The following is an 18,912-nucleotide window of genomic DNA, read 5'->3' on the forward strand; positions in this document are numbered from 1 at the left end:
GCCGCCATATTCTCGGTCACTTCCTCGCCTTCGTTGACGAGTGCGGCTGCCGTTGCCGTTTCATTCGGGGCCGCCATGTTGGGCAGAGATGTCTCCCCACACGCTGCGAGCAGCATCGGCACGGTCAGGCATGCGAAGCGGATCATTCCCATTCGATTGTCTGAATCTCGCATAAGTGTTTGAAAACTCGATGGTAAGTACCCGGTCTGACGGTCATTCTCCGACTGTGAGGCCGTCAAAATGCTACGCTTTTGATTTCATTGAAAAAACTGCCAGAAAAAATATTTTCGCGGTTCCGGCATCTATCGAGGTCAATCGCCCCTCAGACCCGTTTTTTGCCTGCCCAGCGCAACTCCGGCGGCCGCCTGAAAGTACCGTCAGTCCTCCATAACAGGACTCAGTCTTCGGATCGAGTAGCCCGGGAACAGCAAAGGTGGCCAGCGCACGTCCGACGCCCCTAAACGTAGAACTTGAACGGCTGTCGCTCTGCTCCCGTAGCGCTGCCCATAGTTAGCACTTCGCCGACCTTGTCCGCGAAACGAATGGTGACCGGCAACCCGTCGCTGAAATTGCAGGCGTTGTAATTGATTTTCGTGAGACCCAGTATGTCTGCCAGCACCGTCTCGATGTAGGGATAGTCACCGCTCGCGCGGAGCACGGTCACGAACAACGGGTTCGGCGTCTCGGGACCGATATAGGTATCGATACGTGGCGCATACCCCGTGGTCCACAGATAAGCATCTTTGTCTCCGAGCTGGATCGCCGTGCCGCGCAGGCACGGATAATCGCCATCGCGGAAGAGCTTGGTCTCGCCGTGCGTCGATTGGATACGCACGCCTACGATATTGGTGCCGTCGGGCGCGGCTTTGCTAAAGGCCTCCCATTCCGCGTCGTTGAACTTGGTTCGGCCGTGAATGAACAGCTCTTTTGGATAAGTTCCGAAGCGTTGCTTGTAGGTATCCAGAACCGTCTTGATCAGGTTTTCGGCCGCCAGATCGCTGAGGTGAAACTCTCTGTTTTCAGTCTGCCACGGCCCGTTCGCTCCGCGAAAGACGACACCGTCTCCTTCGCTTAGGAACATCTGCGCCGCACAGCAGGCGTGATTGTCAGCGTGATTTGGAAGGAGCTTAAACACCAAGCCGACGTAGCAGACGCCTGGCCGCATACGGGCGATCTTCCACGGGGGTTCCGCCTGCGTTTTGTAGAACAGGCCTGTGGCCAAATTCCAAGCGACGGTGGCGGAATCCTGAGTGCCACGTTTCGGATATCCTGCCTTGTTCACGAACTCTTCAGGAGCAAGGGTTGTCTCGCGAACAAGCTGAGATGTCATGCCCAGCTTCAAAAGCTTCGCTTTGACCTGCCGGTGGAAGTCGGGAATGTCATCGAACACTGCTTCAAGCGTGTCATCAATAACACCGGCCAGTAGCGGAAGGTCGACGCGCCCCTTCTGGCGCCGGGACAATTCCCCCTTGAGAAGCTCGACCTTGCGGCGCTGACCCGCAACTGGGCGGCAGGTTTCGAAGACGATTTCCGGCACAACAAAGATCCAAACGTCTACCGTCCGCTCCTCATTTTTCGCGTGGCGTTCAATCGGGTCGATGAACAGCTTTGTTGTTGTGGCCACCGCCTCGTGATGGTTCTCGATCGCAATCGCAGCACGGATATCCGCAGGATCAATCTCGCATTTAATCATACCGCCGGGATCGGCGCGGATGCCGAAGGCCTCCTCGAGACCGGGAAAATCAGACAGATGAAGCCGGAACTCTTTGTCGCGCTGACCCCGAGGCGGAATTGCGACGGGATTGCTGATTGCATCGAGCCAGCGGCACAGGAGGTCTAGGCCATGTTTTGTACCAACCGCACCTATCGTAATCTGCGGACGATCAGGCTTTGACGCAGGCCCGTAAAGCGTAAGGCCGTCCTTCGGATGATCCGAAGCCTGCCCGTGCCCAAAACCCAGTGGTGGTTCCGGAATGTAGAGAACCGGAACGGATTTCTCGGAAAATTCGATCAAGCGTCCGCCTCCTCGAAGTGGCCGCCTAGCGTTGTGGGATCGGCTTCTTCCGCGTCCTCGCCCAGTCTGTTGGTCTGGCGCGCGGTTACAGGCGCTGTGAACTGGATAGGCATCGCATCGAGAGTAATGCTGCCGCCCGAGCCGACGGCAAGGTCGACATACGGACTGTCGCCAGCCAACAGCTCCATGAACGCCATCACACGCCCATGCCAAGCCTTATTCCGCCAAGCTGAACAGATCGAACGCCGAAGGCGAAACTGAGTTTTGGGGTCTGGAATAGCGATCGGCTTGTTGTGCTCGCCGATGTCAGAAAACAGCACACGGCCCTTGAGCCGCATATGAGGGTAAGGGAAGAGGCTGGGAATTACGCTTACACCGTATTCCCAGATCTTCTTGCGGGCGACACCGCGTAGCATTGAATTGCGGCTCTGACCCTGGCGCCCCCATGAGACGCGCTTCTTGAGGCCCAGTCTTTTGTCGCCAACGTGGAAGGACAGTCCGCTTGAGAACGAATGCGCAAGAAGCCCTTGGCGGGCGCAATGCTTCTCCCATGCCTGGCGCAAGAGATTCATCATGATCGACCGGGCATCGCGGCTGTCGATCCCCGCGTCCGATGACCCGTTCTCGAGTAGATCGAGAACGTCGAAGTCACGCTCGGCGTGAAACGGCCCCACCCGCTCGAAATGTTCCGCCAGGTCCATTGGGCTGGCGAAGGTCAGGAAACCGTCGCCGAATTCCGCCATCGGGTATTCGAAGGACGCGCCGAGCTTACGCAGCAACGTCTCATTGGCACGATTGTTAGGCACCAGTTGATTGAGCTTGTCCGGCATCCTCAATATCCGGAGCCAATTGGACGTCAGGACCTCGGGAACCGCCTCGATCTCGACTGCGCGCCGACGCAGATGAGCGGACCATTCGGGCTGAATGATGCCGCCGCCAGCCTTGGGCACATGCTGCCTTTCGAGCGATTTGAGCAAGCTTGCAAGCCCCGTCGCCCATCCGCTCTCGAAGTCGACATACTGCAGGCCGCCGATGCCGAAGAGCTTTTGGAAGGCACGAATCTTCAATGGAATGATGAAGTTGGGATCCTGAAGTTGTCTCGTCAGGTCTTCCGCGATGGCGATCTCCTCGCGAACACCCCTCCTGGCGAGCGTCTCGTCGCTACGGGACCCGCCGCCATCGGGGCTCAACAGATGGCATTCATCGAAGACCAACAGGCCAAGATCGCTCATGTCGGTGTCGGTGAAGCTCAGCAGCGCAAGGCATCGCTCGGGAGTCATCACTTCGATCGATTCGAGCTCTGGTCCGCGGATCAGCGCGGTGAGATCGCCATCGGCCGACACGACGCTGTCTATCAGACTCTCTGGAAAGCTCTCGGCAAGATCATCACGAAGCTGATCGACCAGAGCCAAGGTCGGGACGAGGAAGATGACCTTCTTGCCGGCCGACAAGGTCGAGGCGATCTTCAACTCTGAAAGCGTGGTTTTGCCCGCGCCGGTGGGCAGTACCAGCACCGCTGACTTTCCAACATCCAGAAAATGCGTAGCCAGAGCGGCGCGGTGATTCGGCCAAAGCACCGGTTTGCTCGACGCGCGATGGCGAACCCACAGCTTCCAAGAATTCTCTTCCGCACCCGCGGGCGGTGGGATTCGAGTGACGCCAACGTCCTCAAGTCCGTCTGCGACGTGCATAAGCAACCGCGCCAGATGACGCGGTCCCGCATAGCTGGAGGTAATGTTGAGGCCAGTGTCCGGAAGATTCAGCGGACGGGTTGCGAGTTCCACCACTCGGGCGAAGGCATGCTGAGGGGTTTCGAACGATTGATAGGCGAGCTCGACACGAGGACGATCGAGCAAGCGTGCTACCATTTGCACCAGACCGCTCCAGCACAATCCGTACAACGCCTGCGTCGCTCGTTCATCAAACGGCGCATCGGCCCCAGGCCGCAATCCTGCCAAACGGTTGGCACGCTCGAGGATCGCTTCAAATCGTTCCAAGGCAAGGTCTTCGACGCTTTCTACCAAAGCGCCGCGATGAATATCTTCAAGACGGGGGCCTGCGAGCTCGCGAGCGGCTTCACGCGCGTCAGGGCTCTGTTCAGCAATCAGGAACAGAAGTGGTGCCGATACGCGCGGATCAATGGCCCGCGTGGTCAGGAGTTCATCGCGCTCCTCGAGATCCGGGCGGATACGGGCCAGAAGCTGATAAGCGGTCGCTGCGACGAAGGCGGCGGCCCGGCGTTCGTGATCTTCTGCACCGCGGTCGACGAGCGCTTCGTAGATAGTCGCGATCCGCTCGATACGCGCGAGTTGGGCGAGGTAGTCGGGCTGCTCGGCTAGCGATGCCGCACGCAGCCTGAGGCCGGCCAGTTCGGCATAGATACCGGTCAGTTCTTGCGGCAGCATCGACGGGTCGACGCCCTCAAGAGCCGGCGCGCTCCGGATCAAGGCTGCGGTTTGCGCGTCAAACATCGAACGTCGAAATCCGCGCCCAGACGCGATCCGCGAAATCAGCAAACCAGGCCCGAACGTCGTCTAGCGGGAGCGTGTTACCGCCGCGCTTGTCCAAAGCCACCTGAAGAGAATCATAGTCCTTGAACAACGCGACGCATTTGGCCGCTGGAAACTGCGATGGCGAAACAGTCAGCGATGCTTCAAACGCCAGCGGGCGTGTTTGAATCAGCGTGTCATATGCCGTCTTGAGCTCGTATCCATTGAAGCCGTAGCTTTCCAGCAAGGCGAGAACGGCTTGAGCCAGCTGATTATCGCGCTTGCCAGAAATATACTCACGAAACGACTTCAGCACCTGGCTCTGGAATTTTTGCCGGGCATGGATCGTGCATTTGTACTCGTAGACGGTCGCCTTCGTCAGCGTCTTCGTCGCTGGATCGACCGTAATCTTGACGCCATCAGTGCCCTGGTTGGTCGCCTTAAGGTGCGAATTGTCGATCTTTTCATCGCCCGTCTTGCCCTTTCGGGCAGCGACCCAGCAAATAATCTCGAATAAAAGACCATCGCGATGTTCGATACCCTTTTCCGTCGTAGGATGCAGATCTTTGTCGAGCGTATCTTTCAGCCCTGCCGTGATTTTCGGCGGCGCTAATTGCGTGCCCACAAGGATCAGTGCCGCGTGGAATGCCTGACCGACCAACACCAGCGCGACAAGCTGCGCGAGATCGTCAGGGGCATCGACGCTCCATTGTTCTCCCTCGCATTGGGGGAGCGCCGACATAAGATTGAGAGTGATCGGCACGCCTATCCCAGACCTTCAAGTAACGTTCGGTAATCTTGGATGCCATGCTCTCGCATCGCCTTGATGGCTTCGACGCGGGTCCTTCGACCCAATTCGGCATCCTCGACGAAGCGCGTGCCCCTCAGCGCGGCGACATGAGCTGTGTCCAGCCCATGATATTCGGCGCCGGCAATGACGGTCGCGAGGTACCAATCGAAAGGCCGTAATGTGTGGTCCAACGAGGTGCCCAGATAGCTGCTCGCCGGAACGGTGCTTCCCTCGATGGCGAAAGTGTCCTCGCGCCGGTAGCCAGAGCCTGCTCCCTCGTGCCGGTCCAACTGCTCTCGTTCGGCCAGATCAATCTCGAAAATGACCCCGGGAACGGCGGAATTCGGGACGATAACCAGGGTCGCCTTTCCTGAACCGTCCTTACTCGCCTTCGAAAACGCAAGACTCCAGGCGCGTGCAACTCCCGTCCTGACGACCTTCGCCGACGGGCAACGGCCAAGCAGACGTGCCGGCAACATGTTGGAGCCATAAGCGAAGTAGAGAAATGTCATTGGCCATTGGTCCCTTCGACATTCGCTCCATCGCGCAGTTGGCTGGCCGAGCGGCCGGGTTCCACTACTGTCAGTGCGCAGCGCTCCGCTCGTTCGCGGACCATCACGGCGAGGCTTTCGATCGCCGCCAGATCGAAGCCGGGGCGCACCAACTCGGCGGTAACCTCGCCTGTTCGCGCAATCACGCCTTTGCTGATCTCCGCGACCCGCCTGCGTATCAGCGGCAGGCCGACACCCGCTTCCGCCGCGAACGCTGCCCACCCCTTCGCATCCAGTTCGGCAAGCGTCGCTCGTTTCCCGATCTTCATGGCAAATTTCGGCGAGAGATCGGGATAGGCAATGGTCGCAAGCAAATCATACAGCGGGGCTAGGCGTGGGCCTTCGTCGCCGTAGAGGATCGAAAAATTCTTGCCGTGTGCGTCGGCGTTCCCGGCGATCACATTGAAGATCACCGCATCGAGAAGCTTCAGCACATCGACCGCGGGCCTTTCGGCGACGCGGCGGAGCAGCGCGAAGCAATCCCTGAAGGTCGGGCCGCCCTCGCTCGCGTATTTGGTCTCCGGTGGCACGCCGAGCGCCTGGCAGAAATCCTCCTGATGGATGCGGCGCACAAAGCCATCGTCGCCAATGACGCGGTCATAGCGCTGGACCAGCAGAAACGTCCGATCCTGCACGATGCGCGCTTCTACCGGCGCGACATCGAGACCGATCGCGGCGGCAAGGCGCATCACGAACGCCTCGTTCTCGGTCGTCGCCGCGAACCGCGATATCGGCGGTTTCAGAATATGCGTCGTCGGCTGGCCCGGCGCAGGCAACGCCACCACGCCATCCACCAGAACCACCGGCACCTTCGATTGGGCGCCAGCGAGAGAGAGCCGCAAGCCTTCCTCGCCCGCGAGCAGTGGGCGGACGGGCAGCGCGTCCAGCACCCGGATCAGGCCCTCATCGTCAAGCGGGATTGGCCGTTGATCGGGGGCAGGAGCGGTCGGACCTTCGCCGGGCGGCAGAAGCTGGAGCGCGCCCGCCACATCGCCGCCGAGGCGATCAAGAAGGGCGAAATCATTGGCGCGCGACACGCCGAGTGCCTGAGCCGCAGCGTCGCGCTGGCTTTCCTCCGGCAAGAGACCGCCGAAAAATGGGCGGCACTCGCGACGACTGAACGGCTCCGTCCGCTTTGGCAGTGAGGCTGACAATGGCTGCGCCGCCTCGTCGTCGAGCCAAGCCCGCGCATAAGCGAAGCCGAGTTCACCGTGCTTGTCCTGCGTCAACTGTCCCACCAGGCGCCCGTCCCACCAGATATCGAGGGTGCGCGTCATGCTGTCCGCGCTCCTTTGGCGTCGGGCGGCGGTGTGATATCGAGCGAACAGCCCAGCGCAGACAGGACCTGAAGCGTCTTGCCGATCTGTGCGGTCGGCTTGCCCGCTTCGAGATCGACGATGAAGCGCAGGCCGACGCCAGCTGCGCCGGCAAGCTCGTCCTGCCGCAGGCCGGCGGCCTTGCGGGTGGTTCGCACGATGTCGCCGATCTCGGCGGTGGTGAGGTTGCGTCTGGCCATGATATTTACCGAACGGGAAAGTATCATGAATTTCGGAAGAATGTCTATAAGAATTTCCCGCTCGGGAAAGCTTGCGCCTCGGAGTAGCTCCCGGGCCTGAATTATTCCCGCTCGGGAAAACGCGCCGATCGGCAGCCTCAGATGCTGCCGCGGCTCGACGCGGGTCCGCCGATCACCTGTCTTTCTTCGCCACAGTACGATGACCCCCTGAGCGTTGTTGCAACGCCCCAATTCCTGCCTTTCTTACTCATCCCCGATCCAGGGCCGCGCATCGCGCAGGCCCGCAAGCGAACGGGGACGACGTGGCGGTCAACCATCAGCAATCGGAAGCAGCTTCACGCGGCGCACGCATGTTGCGCACCGCGCTGGGGCCTGCGGTCGCCCGATTCCTGGAAGATCCCGCGATCGTCGAGGTCATGCTCAACCCCGATGGACGGCTCTGGGTCGACCGGCTTTCTGACGGCCTGTCCGATACGGGGGAACGGCTTTCGGCGGCCGATGGCGAACGCATCGTCCGCCTCGTCGCCCATCATGTCGGCGCCGAGGTGCATGACCGTCGCCCGCGCGTCTCGGCCGAGCTTCCCGAAACCGGCGAGCGCTTCGAAGGCCTGCTGCCGCCGGTCGTGACGGCTCCGGTCTTTGCGATTCGCAAGCCTGCCGTCGCCGTCTTCACGCTCGACGACTATGTCGCCGCGGGCATCATGACGGCCGACCAGGCCGCCATCCTCCGGCAGGCGGTCGCAGCGCGCGCCAACATCCTCGTCGCCGGCGGAACCAGCACCGGCAAGACCACGCTGACCAATGCCCTGCTGGCCGAGGTCGCGAAGACAACCGACCGCGTCATCGTCATCGAAGACACCCGCGAGCTGCAATGCCGGGCGCAGAACATCATCGCCATGCGCACCAAGGACGGCGTCGCGACCCTGTCCGACCTAGTGCGCTCCTCGCTGCGGCTGCGGCCGGATCGGATCCCGATCGGCGAGGTGCGTGGGGCTGAGGCGCTCGATCTCCTGAAGGCCTGGGGCACCGGCCATCCCGGCGGGATCGGCACGATCCACGCGGGCACCGCGCTCGGCGCGCTGCGCCGCCTCGAGCAGCTCATCCAGGAAGCTGTCGTCACCGTCCCCCGGGCGCTGATCGCCGAGACCATCGATCTGGTGGCCGTGCTCTCCGGCCGCGGCGCTGCGCGGCGTCTCGCCGAACTCGCCCGCGTCGAAGGGCTCGGGACGGACACCGACTACCGCCTTTCCCCCGCAACCCAGCCTCCCGACCCAAAAGGAGAACCCGCATGATCCGACATATCGCGCGCGGCCATCAGCGCCTCGCAACCGCCGCCACGGCGCTGACCCTGAGCTTTCTTCTGGCGCCCGCCGCCCATGCATCCGGCTCCTCCATGCCCTGGGAAGCGCCGCTGCAGTCCATCCTGCAGTCGATCGAGGGGCCGGTCGCCAAGATCATCGCGGTGATCATCATCATCGTCACCGGCTTGACGCTGGCGTTCGGCGACACGAGCGGAGGATTTCGGCGCCTCATCCAGATCGTCTTCGGCCTGTCGATCGCCTTCGCGGCGTCCAGCTTCTTCCTGTCGTTCTTCTCGTTCGGCGGCGGGGCGCTCGTCTGATGGCGGGCCTCCTGCATCATCCCGATGAAGTCGCGGGCTTCTCGGTTCCGGTCCACCGCGCGCTGACCGAGCATATCCTGCTGGGCGGCGCACCGCGCAGCATCGCCATCATGAACGGCACACTCGCCGGCGCTGTCGGTCTCGGATTGCGGCTATGGCTGGTTGGTCTCCTCATCTGGGCGATCGGCCATTTCGCCGCCGTTTGGGCAGCAAAGCGCGATCCGCTCTTTGTCGAAGTAGGCCGCCGGCATCTGCGCATTCCGGGCCATCTCACGGTCTGAGGCGTGGCCATGATGAACCTCGCCGAATATCGCCGTACCGCGACCCGTCTCGCTGATTTCCTGCCCTGGGCGGCGCTGGTCGGCGAAGGGGTCGTGCTCAACAAGGATGGCAGCTTCCAGCGCACCGCGCGTTTTCGTGGTCCCGATCTCGACTCAGCTGTGGCCGCTGAACTGGTGGCCGTCGCCAGTCGCCTCGGCGCCGCTCATCTGCGCGTGCTGACGATCAACGGCTTTCCGACGGCGACGACGCCAGGGATTCTCGACGATCTCAACCGGCTCGCCTTTCCCTATCGCTGGTCCACGCGGGCGATCCTCCTCGACAAGACGGACGCCACGAAACTGCTGACGCGCATCCGGCGGCAGTGGTTCGCCAAGCGCAAGTCGATCGCCGCAATCCTGAAGGAGGTAATGACCAACGAAGCCTCCGCGCTTGTCGATACGGACGCTGCGAACAAGGCGGCCGATGCCGACATGGCCTTGCAGGAGCTTGGCGCCGACTATGCCGGTCAGGCCTATGTGACCGCCACCGTCACTGTTTGGGATGCCGATCCGCGCACCGCCGACGAGAAGCTGCGCCTTGTGGAAAAGGTGATCCAGGGCCGCGACTTCACCGCGATGCCCGAAACCATCAACGCTGTCGATGCTTGGCTCGGGTCGCTGCCCGGCCACGTCTACGCCAACGTCCGACAGCCACCGATCTCCACCCTGAACCTCGCCCACATGATTCCGCTCTCCGCGGTCTGGGCAGGGCCGGAACGGGACGAGCATTTTGGTGCGCCGCCCCTGCTTTATGGCAAGACCGAAGGCAGCACGCCGTTTCGCTTTTCGCTGCATGTCGGCGACGTCGGCCACACTCTTGTCGTCGGACCGACCGGCGCGGGCAAGTCCGTCCTGCTCGCGCTTATCGCGCTTCAGTTCCGGCGCTATCCGGGAAGCCAAGTCTTCGCCTTCGATTTTGGCGGCTCGATCCGCGCAGCCGCGCTCGCCATGGGAGGCGATTGGCACGACCTCGGTGGCAGCCTGACGGACGGCGCCGCGTCGTCGGTCTCCCTCCAGCCACTCGCACGTGTTCACGAGACCCATGAGCGTGCCTGGGCAGCCGACTGGATTGCCGCCATCCTTGCCCGCGAGGGCGTCACGATCACGCCGGAGGTGAAAGAACATCTCTGGACGGCGCTGACCTCGCTGGCGTCCGCGCCGATCCCTGAGCGCACGCTGACGGGCCTCGCCGTCCTCCTCCAGTCGAATGATCTCAAACAGGCGCTGCGACCCTTTTGCGTGGGCGGTGCCTACGGACGGCTGCTGGACGCCGAAGGCGAGCAGCTAGGGGAAGCTGCGGTCCAGGCCTTTGAAACCGAGGGGCTGATCGGCGGCGGCGCGGCGCCGGCGGTCCTCGCCTATCTCTTCCATCGGATCGGCGACCGTCTGGATGGACGGCCCACGCTCCTGATCGTCGACGAAGGCTGGCTCGCGCTCGACGATGAAGGCTTCGCGGCGCAACTGCGCGAATGGCTGAAGACGCTGCGCAAGAAGAACGCGTCGGTCGTCTTCGCCACGCAATCGCTGGCCGACATTGATGGAAGCGCGATCGCTCCGGCCATCATCGAAAGCTGCCAGACGCGCCTTTTGCTGCCGAACGAACGCGCGATCGAACCCCAGATCACCACGATCTACCGGCGCTTCGGCTTGAACGACCGCCAGATCGAGATCCTCAGCCGGGCCACACCCAAACGCGACTATTACTGCCAGTCGCGGCGCGGCAACCGGCTGTTCGAGCTGGGGCTCTCCGAAGTCGCCCTCGCGCTCTGCGCGGCATCCTCGAAAACTGATCAGGCCGCCATCGAGGCGATCCTCGCCGAGCATGGCCGCGACGGCTTCCTGTCCGCCTGGCTGCGCGCCCGCGATGTCGGATGGGCCGCCGACCTCATCACCGATCTCACCAACCTGGAGCCCAAGCCATGATGATCCGACGCTCTCGCGCAGCGCTGTTCGCCGCAACCATCCTGTCGCTGCCCGTCGCCTTCTCGCCCGTGTTCGTCACCCCGGCAGCGGCGCAGTGGGTCGTTTATGATCCGACCAACTACGTCCAGAATGTCCTATCGGCCGCGCGGGCGCTCGAGCAGATCAACAACCAGATCCAGAGCCTCCAGAACGAAGCGCAGATGCTGATCAACCAGGCCCGCAATCTCGCGAGCCTGCCCTATTCCTCGCTTCAGCAGCTCCAGCAATCGGTGCAGCGCACGCAAGCGCTTCTGGGTCAGGCACAGCGTATCGCCTTCGACGTGCAGCAGATCGACCAAGCCTTTCAGAGCCAGTACGGCAACATCTCGCTGTCGACTTCGGATCAGCGTCTCGTCGCCGATGCACGATCGCGCTGGCAGAACACGGTCGGCGGCCTTCAGGACGCGCTGCGCGTGCAGGCCGGTGTCGTCGGCAATATCGACACCAACCGCGCCGAGATGGCGGGTCTGGTCGGGCAGAGCCAGGGTGCGACCGGCGCGCTTCAGGCAACCCAAGCCGGCAACCAGTTGCTCGCATTGCAGGCGCAGCAACTCGCAGACCTGGTCGCTGTGGTCGCTGCCAACGGCCGAGCGCAGGCGCTTGTCGATGCCGAGCGGGCCGCCGCCGCCGAACAAGGCCGTGAACAGCGCCGCCGGTTCCTGACGCCCGGCTCCGGCTATCAGCCCGGCAACGCCCGGATGTTCCCGAACGGCAACTGAGGACAGCAGGATGGACGGCAAGACGCTGGCCCGCGTGGGCGCAATCATCTTCGTCTCCGTCGCGATCACGGCAACGGCGATCGAGATGACCCGGAAAGAGGAAAGGCCAGCGGCTCGGCCGACGCCCGTGCTTGAGGAGGCGCCGGACCCGCTGCGCGAGGGCCAGCGTCGGTGCCAGCAGATGGGGGAAGCCGCCGCCAGGGATGGCGAGTGTCTGCGCATCTGGGCCGAAACCCGCGACCGTTTCCTTGGCACCCGCACCGTGCCGCGACGCGCCGACGAAGGGCGGTGAGTCATGGGCGGCAGCGGCGTCATCGACAATTTCCTCGGGGTCTTCACCTCCTACATCGACAGCGGGTTCGGCCTGCTCGGCGGCGAGGTGGCGTTCATCGCGACGACGCTGATCGTCATCGACGTCACGCTGGCCGCCCTGTTCTGGAGCTGGGGCGCGGACGACGACATCATCGCACGCCTTGTGAAGAAGACGCTGTTTGTGGGCGTCTTCGCCTACATCATCGGCAACTGGAACAACCTGGCGCGGATCGTCTTCGAAAGCTTCGCCGGCCTCGGACTTCAGGCGTCTGGCACGGGCTTTTCCATCCAGGACCTGATGCGCCCGGGCCGGGTCGCGCAGACGGGTCTCGATGCGGCGAGGCCGCTGCTCGAATCCATCTCAAACCTGATGGGCTGGATCGCCTTCTTCGAAAACTTCATCCAGATCGCCTGCCTGCTCTTCGCCTGGGCGCTGGTGCTGCTCGCCTTCTTCATCCTCGCCATCCAGCTCTTCATCACGCTGATCGAATTCAAGCTGACCACGTTGGCTGGCTTTGTCCTGATCCCGTTCGGCCTGTTCGGGAAGACCGCCTTCATGGCCGAGCGCGTGCTGGGCAACGTCATCTCGTCTGGGATCAAGGTGCTGGTGCTCGCCGTCATCATCGGCATCGGCTCGACTCTGTTCAGTCAGTTCACGGCAGGCTTCGGCGGTCAGCCACCGACCATCGACGACGCGATGGCCGTCGTATTGGCGGCGCTGTCGCTTCTCGGTCTCGGCATCTTTGGTCCGGGTATCGCCAACGGCATCGTTTCCGGCGGCCCGCAACTCGGCGCAGGCTCCGCCATCGGCACCGGCCTCGTCGCGGGCGGCGCAGCCATGGCTGCCGGCGGCGCGGCCGGGCTCGCCCTGCGCGGTGGCGCGAGCGCCATTTCCGGCGGCGCCGCCGCCGTGCGCGGTGGAGCCACTGCGGCGGGAGCCGCCTCCGCCGCCTACAGTCTCGGTTCCCTCGGCCAGTCGGGCGCTGCCGGCGTCGCGTCGGGCCTTGGCGGCGTCGCACGAGCGGCCGGCGGCGCGGCAGCCTCTCCGCTGCGCCGGGCCGCGCAAAGCGTTCGTACGAGCTTCGCCGACGGCGTCAAAAGCGGCTTCGGCGGCACCGGCGGCTCCTCGAGCATGGGAACGGTCGCGAATGATGCCGGTTCGGCCGCACCGGCTGCGACAGGCTCTGCCGCCAACCCGCCGGCTTGGGCGCAGCGCATGCGGCGTGGGCAGACCATGAGCCACGGCGTCACACTCGCGGCACACGCGATCCGATCGGGCGACAGCCATGGCGGCGGCTCTTCCATCAATCTCTCCGGAGGCGACCGCACATGAGCTTCTTCAAGCGACCCGCAACCCACTATGGAAAGACGCCCGAGCCCGAGACGCCATATCAGCGCGCGGCGCAGATCTGGGACGATCGGATCGGCTCAGCGCGTGTCCAGGCCCGAAACTGGCGGCTCATGGCCTTTGGCTGCCTGATCCTCTCCGCCGGCTTCGCCGCCGCGCTGGTCTGGCAGTCGGCGCGCGGGACCATCGTCCCGTGGGTGGTGCAGGTCGACAATCTCGGCCAGGCGCAGGCGGTCGCGCCAGCGCAGGCCGACTACCGCCCCACCGACCCGCAGGTGGCCTGGCATCTGGCGCGGTTCATCGAGCAGGTCCGCTCGATCCCGGCCGACGCCATCGTCGTGCGGCAGAATTGGCTGCGCGCCTACGAGTTCACGACCGATCGCGGCGCGGCGGCCCTCAACGACTTCGCCCGCGCCAACGATCCGTTCACCCGCGTCGGAAAGCAGCAGGTGTCGGTCGAAGTGTCGAGCGTGATCCGCGCGTCGCCTGACAGTTTCCGCGTTGCCTGGACCGAACGCCAGTACGAGAACGGCCAGCTCTCCACGACACAGCGCTGGACAGCCATCCTGACCATTGTGATCCAACCCCCGCGCGACGCAGAGCGGCTGCGGGCCAATCCGCTTGGGATCTACGTCAACGCCATCAACTGGTCTCGGGAGATGGGGCAATGAGAAATCATCTCCGCCGACCCGCGAGCCGCGGCTTCCGCCTATCCGGCTCTGCGCTTTTGCTGATCTCCGGATTGGCGCTGGCCGGCTGCGCGACCAACCGACCGCCACAGATCAGCTATGACGCCGATGTGCCGCCGCTTCCCCCTGTGCCGGCTGCCGTCACGGAGGCGCCACCTAGGCCGCTTCACGCACCGCCCGCCTGGACACCCGCGCGCGGTGGCGCTGCCGCAGGGACGCCGGCGGGCCGCGTGGAGAATGCCAATGCCGCCGCGCGCGTCGAGCCTCGACGCGAGGGCTACTACAACTCGATCCAGATCTATCCCTGGAGCGAGGGCGCGCTCTATCAAATCTATGCCGCGCCCGGGCAGATCACCAACATCTCGCTGGAACCAGGCGAAAGCCTGACTGGCGCCGGCCCGATCGCTGCGGGCGACACAGCGCGCTGGATCATCGGCGACACCGAGAGCGGCTCGGGGATCACTCGCCGCGTCCATGTTCTCGTGAAGCCGACACGGCCAGACATCACGACCAATCTGGTCATCACCACCGACCGTCGCATCTACATGATCGAGCTGCGCTCGGGCGAACGCCCTTATATGCCGGCCGTCGCTTGGGCCTATCCGCAGCCGCCCGCCTCGCAGAGACAGGCAGTGCCCGCTACGCCAGTGCTCCCGGCCGTTGCGGCACGGAACTATCGCTATGGTCTTACCGGCGACACGCCGCCGTGGCGGCCAATCTCGGTCTACGACGACGGGCGCCGCGTCTATGTCGAGTTCCCGCGCGGGATCGTTCAGGGCGAGATGCCCCCGCTCTTCGTCATCGGCGCAGATGGCGAACCGCAGATCGCCAACAGCCGGATCCACCAGAACATCCTGATCGTCGACCGCCTGTTCGGCGCCGCCGAGCTCCGTCTCGGCAGTGGCGAGCGCCAGCAGACGGTACGGATCGTTCGCACCGATGGGAGGCCCGCGTCATGAGCGAGCGCGACACGCCCAACGAAGCCGACGCACCGCTGGTCGGCACACAGCCCGGCGATGCCGCTTCGCCCATGCGGCTGCGCGCCGAACCGCCCCGGGTCACCCGACTGTCGCGAAAGGTGCTGGGCGGTATCAGTCTCGTCGCCGCCCTCGGGGTCGGTGGCGCGCTCATCTATGCGCTTCAGACGCGCAGTATCGGCCCTGGCAGTGAGGAGCTTTACTCCACGCAAAATCGGCGAACCGCGGACGGGCTTGCCGGCTTGCCACGCGACTACACCGGCCCGGTGCTCGGGCCTCCGCTGCCCGGAGATCTGGGGCGACCCATCCTCGATGCGCAGAACCGTGGCCAGCCCGTCACGCCGCCGATGGCAGCAGCGCCCACCGTCGATCCGGTTGAGCAGCGCAGGCGCGCGGAAGAAGAAGCTGCCCGAACGAGCCGCGTCTTCTTTCAGACGGAGGCGCGCGTCGCAGCTCCGATTGCGACAGCTGGCGGACCAGGCAGCCCGAGCCTCTCTGGGCTAGGTCTTCCGGGCCAGCCGGGGGCAGCGACGGCGCAGGATCGCCAGCTCGCGTTCCTGAATGCGGGCGTGGACCGCCGCACGGTCTCGCCGGATCGCGTGATGGCTCCGGCATCGCCCTATGTGCTTCAGACCGGCGCCGTCATCGCCGCGGCCCTCATCACCGGCATCCGATCCGACCTGCCGGGCCAGATCACTGCGCAGGTCACGGAGCATGTCTACGACAGCCCGACCGGGCGTATCCTGCTCGTCCCACAGGGCACGCGGCTGATCGGCGAGTACAGCAACGATGTCGGCTTCGGTCAGCGCCGGGTACTGCTCGTCTGGAAGAGGCTCATCCTCCCGAATGGCCGTTCGATCGTCCTGGAACGTCAACCCGGAGCCGACGCGCAAGGCTATGCGGGTCTCCAAGATGGCGTCGACTATCACTGGTGGGATCTCGCCAAGGCTGCCGGCCTGTCGACACTGCTGTCGGTCGGCGCCGAACTCGCCGTTGACGATCAGGATCGGCTGCTCCGGGCGATCCGCAACGGCGGGCAGGACACCATCAACGACGCAGGCCAGCAGATCATCCGTCGGCAACTCAATGTCGCGCCGACCCTGACGATCAGACCGGGGTTCCCCGTGCGCGTCATCGTCACCCGCGACCTCGTGCTCGAACCTTATGGAGGGTTGTGATGACCAAGCTGAAGCTCGGCCCGATCATCGACGACAAGCCGGTCAAGGTGACGATTGAACTCCCTGCGCCGCTGCATCGGGACCTCGTCGCCTACGCCGCAGCACTCGGCCGCGAACAAGGCCAGACCATCGGCGACCCGACGAAGCTGATTGTGCCCATGCTCGAGCGCTTCATTGCAACCGATCGGGGGTTCGCCCGCGCGCGCCGCGATGGCAGTCAACGTGCGGCACGCGCCGATGCTCAGGGCGCATGAGCCGTTGCCGGGCGAACCAAGCGTCATCTCGCTCCGAGAAAGACTTTGCCAGCGCCAGCAGGCGCTCGAGGTTCCGATGGAGCGCCCCTCGCGGGTGGACAGCACCATAGCGGAGAACAGCATCCTCGATCAGGCGAAAAGCAATGCCTGGCAGACCGTGACGGACATGCGCGCTGCCTGCGATGGTGATGCCGTCCCCATGCGCGACGATCTGCATCAGAGATTCCCGAGTGACGGACAATTGCTCGATCTGGAGGTCTCCGGGCGAAGTCTGGAGGTTTCGCATCAGGTAACCCTTCGCGAAATCGCCGGTCGGTAAATCAGTCACCACAAAGTGCCGATCACGCAGGTCATCCCACCGGAGCGCCCTCTGATCGGCGAGTGGGTCGCCGTCCGGCAATGCCACGTACACGGGCTCGGCCCACAAATGCGTCACGTCAAAGCCCTTCCCGGGCGATGCATCGGCGACGACACCGACATCAAGCTGCCCCCGCCGCACAGCCGCGATAAGTTCGGGACAGCTGCCCTCGCTGAACCGCAGCTTGACCCCCGGGCGGTCACCCCGAAAGGCCCCGAAGAGCTCAGACAGAAAGCCCATGGTCAGAGGCCCAAACACGCCGATCCGAAGATGCCGTCCTCTGTTCGCCACCGTTCTTGCGCCGTCGAGCGCCGATCCGATCTGGCGCGCCCCAGGGGCGGCCTGATTCAGGAATTGTTTGCCGATGTCCGTCAGGTCGACGCCGGCAGGATGACGGCGGAACAGCTGAGCGCCGATCTCATCCTCGACATCCCGGATGCGGCGGCTGATCGCCGACTGCTCGACGCCGAGATCTTGCGCCGCGCGCCGGAAGCTGCCGCTTTCCGCAGCGGCGATGATGTAACGCACATGGCGTAGCTCGATCTTCAATCTCGGCACGATGGTTCCCCATGATGCAAAGGTCTTTGCAAACGTAGCCCCGTCAGCCCCCGAGAACTGTTCCGATCAGATTATGGGTCTTCTCCGTCTCCTCGCTACCGCCGCCCACGAAATCCTTAAGTGTCACACATTTGACTGTTATTACGTCGCTAGCGGACTTCCGGATCGCATCTCGCCGGTGCAAGCAGTAAATGGTGCGTGATCTGAACAGCGCAATTACGGCGCGGAACGCGTGCGGCGAGTCGTGCAGATTCTGTGGGCTGACGGATGTCCGGCCGCGCTGGCAGGACTAAAAATGACCCGCCGATTTCTACGCCAGAGCCCGAAATTGCCGCACGCCACTCGGGAGGGACTTCCGGCATCGGCACCTATCGTTCTCAATCGCCAGCGACAGCCGCTAAGGAGATTGGGTATGGGTCAGAGCGAGCCTTTGGAGATCAGGAAGACCATCCGGCGGCACCAACTGCGCGAGATGGTGCCCCTGGCCGACAGCACAATCTACGAGATGGAGCAGCGCGGCGAATTCCCACGCCGCTTCGCGCTGTCGCCGCGCTGCATCGTCTGGGACCTCGCCGAGGTCCACGCCTGGTTGCTGGCGCGGCGCGCGAAGCCAATCCCTCGCGCACAGCATCCCGACGTCACCAAGCGCAAGTCCCGCCCGGTCAAAGGGCAGGATCGAGCGTGATAGACGGCATGACTGTCGGCAGCAGCGTCGGAACATACTTCCGCCCCTCGACCCAGGCATCGACGGTGTCGGCCCATTCCTGCATCATGTGGCGACGCTGAACCTCGTATTCGGCCTTGTTGTAGACGCCGCGTGATGAACGCCCGTCCTCGTGCGCCAGGCACTTTTCGATCCAGTCGCGGTTGAAGCCCAGTTCATTGAGCAGCGTCGAGCCCGTGCGGCGCAGGTCATGCACGGTGAACGGCTCCAGCGGCAGCCCCTCCTTCTTGGCCTGTTCGACGACAGCGTAAGTGACCCGGTTGAAGGTCGCCCGCGACATCGGCGCATCCGCATCGTACCGGGAAGGCAGCAGATACCGGGAATTACCGGCGCAGGTCTTGAGCGCGATCATGATGTCGAGGGTCTGCCGGCACAGGTAGACATTGTGCGGCTTCGATCGCTTCATGCGCTCCTTCGGGATCGTCCAGACGGCGTTTTCGAAATCGACTTCATCCCAGACCGCGTCCTGTAGTTCGCTCTTCCGGACCATGGTGAGGAGGTAGAGCTTCATGCCGAGCCGGATCGTCGGCAG

General features: G+C 63.8%; 20 protein-coding genes. 12 read left to right on the forward strand and 8 right to left on the reverse strand.

Annotated features, from left to right (window positions below; translation table 11 throughout):
* Nucleotides 1–457 precede the first annotated feature (457 nt).
* Genes AX681_RS16685 through AX681_RS16715 form a run of 6 tightly spaced genes read right to left on the reverse strand, consistent with a single transcriptional unit; the run spans nucleotide 458 to nucleotide 7,360 of the window.
* Nucleotides 458–2,014, reverse strand: coding sequence for an argonaute/piwi family protein (locus AX681_RS16685; protein WP_156442922.1), 1,557 nt, complete (start codon nucleotides 2,012–2,014; stop codon nucleotides 458–460).
* Nucleotides 2,011–4,485, reverse strand: a complete 2,475-nt coding sequence (locus AX681_RS21565) for a DEAD/DEAH box helicase (RefSeq protein WP_082738120.1) — start codon at nucleotides 4,483–4,485, stop codon at nucleotides 2,011–2,013. The genes AX681_RS16685 and AX681_RS21565 overlap by 4 nt, the downstream gene beginning before the upstream one ends.
* Nucleotides 4,478–5,266 carry a hypothetical protein gene (locus AX681_RS16700; RefSeq protein WP_066664206.1) on the reverse strand — a complete coding sequence of 263 codons (789 nt, stop codon included), beginning with the start codon at nucleotides 5,264–5,266 and terminating at the stop codon, nucleotides 4,478–4,480. Before AX681_RS16700 ends, AX681_RS21565 begins: the two co-directional genes overlap by 8 nt.
* A gap of 2 nt (nucleotides 5,267–5,268) precedes the next feature.
* A complete protein-coding gene (locus AX681_RS16705; RefSeq protein WP_066664203.1) occupies nucleotides 5,269–5,805 on the reverse strand; it encodes a gamma-glutamylcyclotransferase family protein in 537 nt (178 codons plus the stop codon).
* On the reverse strand, nucleotides 5,802–7,121 hold the full coding sequence (locus AX681_RS16710) for a type II toxin-antitoxin system HipA family toxin (protein ID WP_197422046.1): 1,320 nt from the start codon (nucleotides 7,119–7,121) through the stop codon (nucleotides 5,802–5,804). The genes AX681_RS16705 and AX681_RS16710 overlap by 4 nt, the downstream gene beginning before the upstream one ends.
* Nucleotides 7,118–7,360 carry a helix-turn-helix transcriptional regulator gene (locus tag AX681_RS16715; RefSeq protein WP_066664200.1) on the reverse strand — a complete coding sequence of 81 codons (243 nt, stop codon included), beginning with the start codon at nucleotides 7,358–7,360 and terminating at the stop codon, nucleotides 7,118–7,120. Before AX681_RS16715 ends, AX681_RS16710 begins: the two co-directional genes overlap by 4 nt.
* A 350-nt stretch (nucleotides 7,361–7,710) precedes the next feature.
* Between AX681_RS16715 and trbB the strand changes: the two genes are divergently transcribed.
* The 11 genes from trbB (at nucleotide 7,711) to AX681_RS16770 (ending at nucleotide 16,740) form a co-directional block, all read left to right on the forward strand.
* On the forward strand, nucleotides 7,711–8,652 hold the full coding sequence (gene trbB, locus AX681_RS16720) for a P-type conjugative transfer ATPase TrbB (protein ID WP_409802288.1): 942 nt from the start codon (nucleotides 7,711–7,713) through the stop codon (nucleotides 8,650–8,652).
* Complete coding sequence (locus AX681_RS16725; RefSeq protein ID WP_035599872.1) at nucleotides 8,649–8,981, forward strand: TrbC/VirB2 family protein; 333 nt, start codon at nucleotides 8,649–8,651, stop codon at nucleotides 8,979–8,981. Before trbB ends, AX681_RS16725 begins: the two co-directional genes overlap by 4 nt.
* Nucleotides 8,981–9,262 carry a VirB3 family type IV secretion system protein gene (locus AX681_RS16730; RefSeq protein WP_066664194.1) on the forward strand — a complete coding sequence of 94 codons (282 nt, stop codon included), beginning with the start codon at nucleotides 8,981–8,983 and terminating at the stop codon, nucleotides 9,260–9,262. The genes AX681_RS16725 and AX681_RS16730 overlap by 1 nt, the downstream gene beginning before the upstream one ends.
* Before the next feature lie 9 nt (nucleotides 9,263–9,271).
* Entirely contained in the window at nucleotides 9,272–11,224 is a 1,953-nt protein-coding gene (trbE, locus tag AX681_RS16735; protein WP_066664191.1) for a conjugal transfer protein TrbE, read from the forward strand.
* The gene (gene trbJ, locus AX681_RS16740; protein WP_066664188.1) at nucleotides 11,221–11,982 is read left to right on the forward strand and encodes a P-type conjugative transfer protein TrbJ; all 762 of its coding nucleotides are present in this window, start codon (nucleotides 11,221–11,223) and stop codon (nucleotides 11,980–11,982) included. Before trbE ends, trbJ begins: the two co-directional genes overlap by 4 nt.
* A gap of 10 nt (nucleotides 11,983–11,992) precedes the next feature.
* Nucleotides 11,993–12,274: a putative entry exclusion protein TrbK-alt gene (gene trbK-alt, locus AX681_RS16745; protein WP_066664186.1), complete on the forward strand. Its 282-nt coding sequence runs from the start codon at nucleotides 11,993–11,995 to the stop codon at nucleotides 12,272–12,274.
* Nucleotides 12,275–12,277: 3 nt separating this feature from the next.
* The gene (gene trbL, locus AX681_RS16750; protein ID WP_066682509.1) at nucleotides 12,278–13,627 is read left to right on the forward strand and encodes a P-type conjugative transfer protein TrbL; all 1,350 of its coding nucleotides are present in this window, start codon (nucleotides 12,278–12,280) and stop codon (nucleotides 13,625–13,627) included.
* Nucleotides 13,624–14,313 carry a conjugal transfer protein TrbF gene (trbF, locus tag AX681_RS16755; RefSeq protein ID WP_066662412.1) on the forward strand — a complete coding sequence of 230 codons (690 nt, stop codon included), beginning with the start codon at nucleotides 13,624–13,626 and terminating at the stop codon, nucleotides 14,311–14,313. Before trbL ends, trbF begins: the two co-directional genes overlap by 4 nt.
* The gene (trbG, locus tag AX681_RS16760; protein ID WP_066662414.1) at nucleotides 14,310–15,290 is read left to right on the forward strand and encodes a P-type conjugative transfer protein TrbG; all 981 of its coding nucleotides are present in this window, start codon (nucleotides 14,310–14,312) and stop codon (nucleotides 15,288–15,290) included. The genes trbF and trbG overlap by 4 nt, the downstream gene beginning before the upstream one ends.
* A gap of 71 nt (nucleotides 15,291–15,361) precedes the next feature.
* Nucleotides 15,362–16,486, forward strand: coding sequence for a TrbI/VirB10 family protein (locus tag AX681_RS16765; RefSeq protein WP_197421997.1), 1,125 nt, complete (start codon nucleotides 15,362–15,364; stop codon nucleotides 16,484–16,486).
* A complete protein-coding gene (locus AX681_RS16770; protein ID WP_011579845.1) occupies nucleotides 16,486–16,740 on the forward strand; it encodes a DUF2274 domain-containing protein in 255 nt (84 codons plus the stop codon). Before AX681_RS16765 ends, AX681_RS16770 begins: the two co-directional genes overlap by 1 nt.
* Here AX681_RS16770 and AX681_RS21570 read toward each other — a convergent pair.
* Nucleotides 16,658–17,656 carry a LysR family transcriptional regulator gene (locus AX681_RS21570; protein WP_082738055.1) on the reverse strand — a complete coding sequence of 333 codons (999 nt, stop codon included), beginning with the start codon at nucleotides 17,654–17,656 and terminating at the stop codon, nucleotides 16,658–16,660. The genes AX681_RS16770 and AX681_RS21570 overlap by 83 nt on opposite strands.
* Before the next feature lie 412 nt (nucleotides 17,657–18,068).
* Here AX681_RS21570 and AX681_RS16785 point away from each other — a divergent pair, with 412 nt between their 5' ends.
* Nucleotides 18,069–18,341, forward strand: a complete 273-nt coding sequence (locus AX681_RS16785; protein ID WP_035599892.1) for a helix-turn-helix transcriptional regulator — start codon at nucleotides 18,069–18,071, stop codon at nucleotides 18,339–18,341.
* On the opposite strand, the gene AX681_RS16790 is transcribed toward AX681_RS16785, so the two are convergent.
* The coding region (locus tag AX681_RS16790) for a tyrosine-type recombinase/integrase (RefSeq protein ID WP_156442844.1) at nucleotides 18,319–18,912 on the reverse strand (594 nt) is incomplete at its 5' end. The genes AX681_RS16785 and AX681_RS16790 overlap by 23 nt on opposite strands.

The organism is Sphingomonas sp. CCH9-E2, assembly GCF_001557215.1.
Classification (GTDB): domain Bacteria; phylum Pseudomonadota; class Alphaproteobacteria; order Sphingomonadales; family Sphingomonadaceae; genus Sphingomonas.

Bases quoted from the DNA above. Each gene is read 5' to 3' on its own strand.
- AX681_RS21565 (WP_082738120.1), bottom strand. From the start codon at position 4,485: ATGTTTGACGCGCAAACCGCAGCCTTGATCCGGAGCGCGCCGGCTCTT.
- AX681_RS16705 (WP_066664203.1), bottom strand. From the start codon at position 5,805: ATGACATTTCTCTACTTCGCTTATGGCTCCAACATGTTGCCGGCACGT.
- AX681_RS16710 (WP_197422046.1), bottom strand. From the start codon at position 7,121: ATGACGCGCACCCTCGATATCTGGTGGGACGGGCGCCTGGTGGGACAG.
- AX681_RS16715 (WP_066664200.1), bottom strand. From the start codon at position 7,360: ATGGCCAGACGCAACCTCACCACCGCCGAGATCGGCGACATCGTGCGA.
- trbB (WP_409802288.1), top strand. From the start codon at position 7,711: ATGTTGCGCACCGCGCTGGGGCCTGCGGTCGCCCGATTCCTGGAAGAT.
- AX681_RS16725 (WP_035599872.1), top strand. From the start codon at position 8,649: ATGATCCGACATATCGCGCGCGGCCATCAGCGCCTCGCAACCGCCGCC.
- AX681_RS16730 (WP_066664194.1), top strand. From the start codon at position 8,981: ATGGCGGGCCTCCTGCATCATCCCGATGAAGTCGCGGGCTTCTCGGTT.
- trbE (WP_066664191.1), top strand. From the start codon at position 9,272: ATGATGAACCTCGCCGAATATCGCCGTACCGCGACCCGTCTCGCTGAT.
- trbJ (WP_066664188.1), top strand. From the start codon at position 11,221: ATGATGATCCGACGCTCTCGCGCAGCGCTGTTCGCCGCAACCATCCTG.
- trbK-alt (WP_066664186.1), top strand. From the start codon at position 11,993: ATGGACGGCAAGACGCTGGCCCGCGTGGGCGCAATCATCTTCGTCTCC.
- trbL (WP_066682509.1), top strand. From the start codon at position 12,278: ATGGGCGGCAGCGGCGTCATCGACAATTTCCTCGGGGTCTTCACCTCC.
- trbF (WP_066662412.1), top strand. From the start codon at position 13,624: ATGAGCTTCTTCAAGCGACCCGCAACCCACTATGGAAAGACGCCCGAG.
- trbG (WP_066662414.1), top strand. From the start codon at position 14,310: ATGAGAAATCATCTCCGCCGACCCGCGAGCCGCGGCTTCCGCCTATCC.
- AX681_RS16765 (WP_197421997.1), top strand. From the start codon at position 15,362: ATGCGGCTGCGCGCCGAACCGCCCCGGGTCACCCGACTGTCGCGAAAG.
- AX681_RS16770 (WP_011579845.1), top strand. From the start codon at position 16,486: ATGACCAAGCTGAAGCTCGGCCCGATCATCGACGACAAGCCGGTCAAG.
- AX681_RS16785 (WP_035599892.1), top strand. From the start codon at position 18,069: ATGGGTCAGAGCGAGCCTTTGGAGATCAGGAAGACCATCCGGCGGCAC.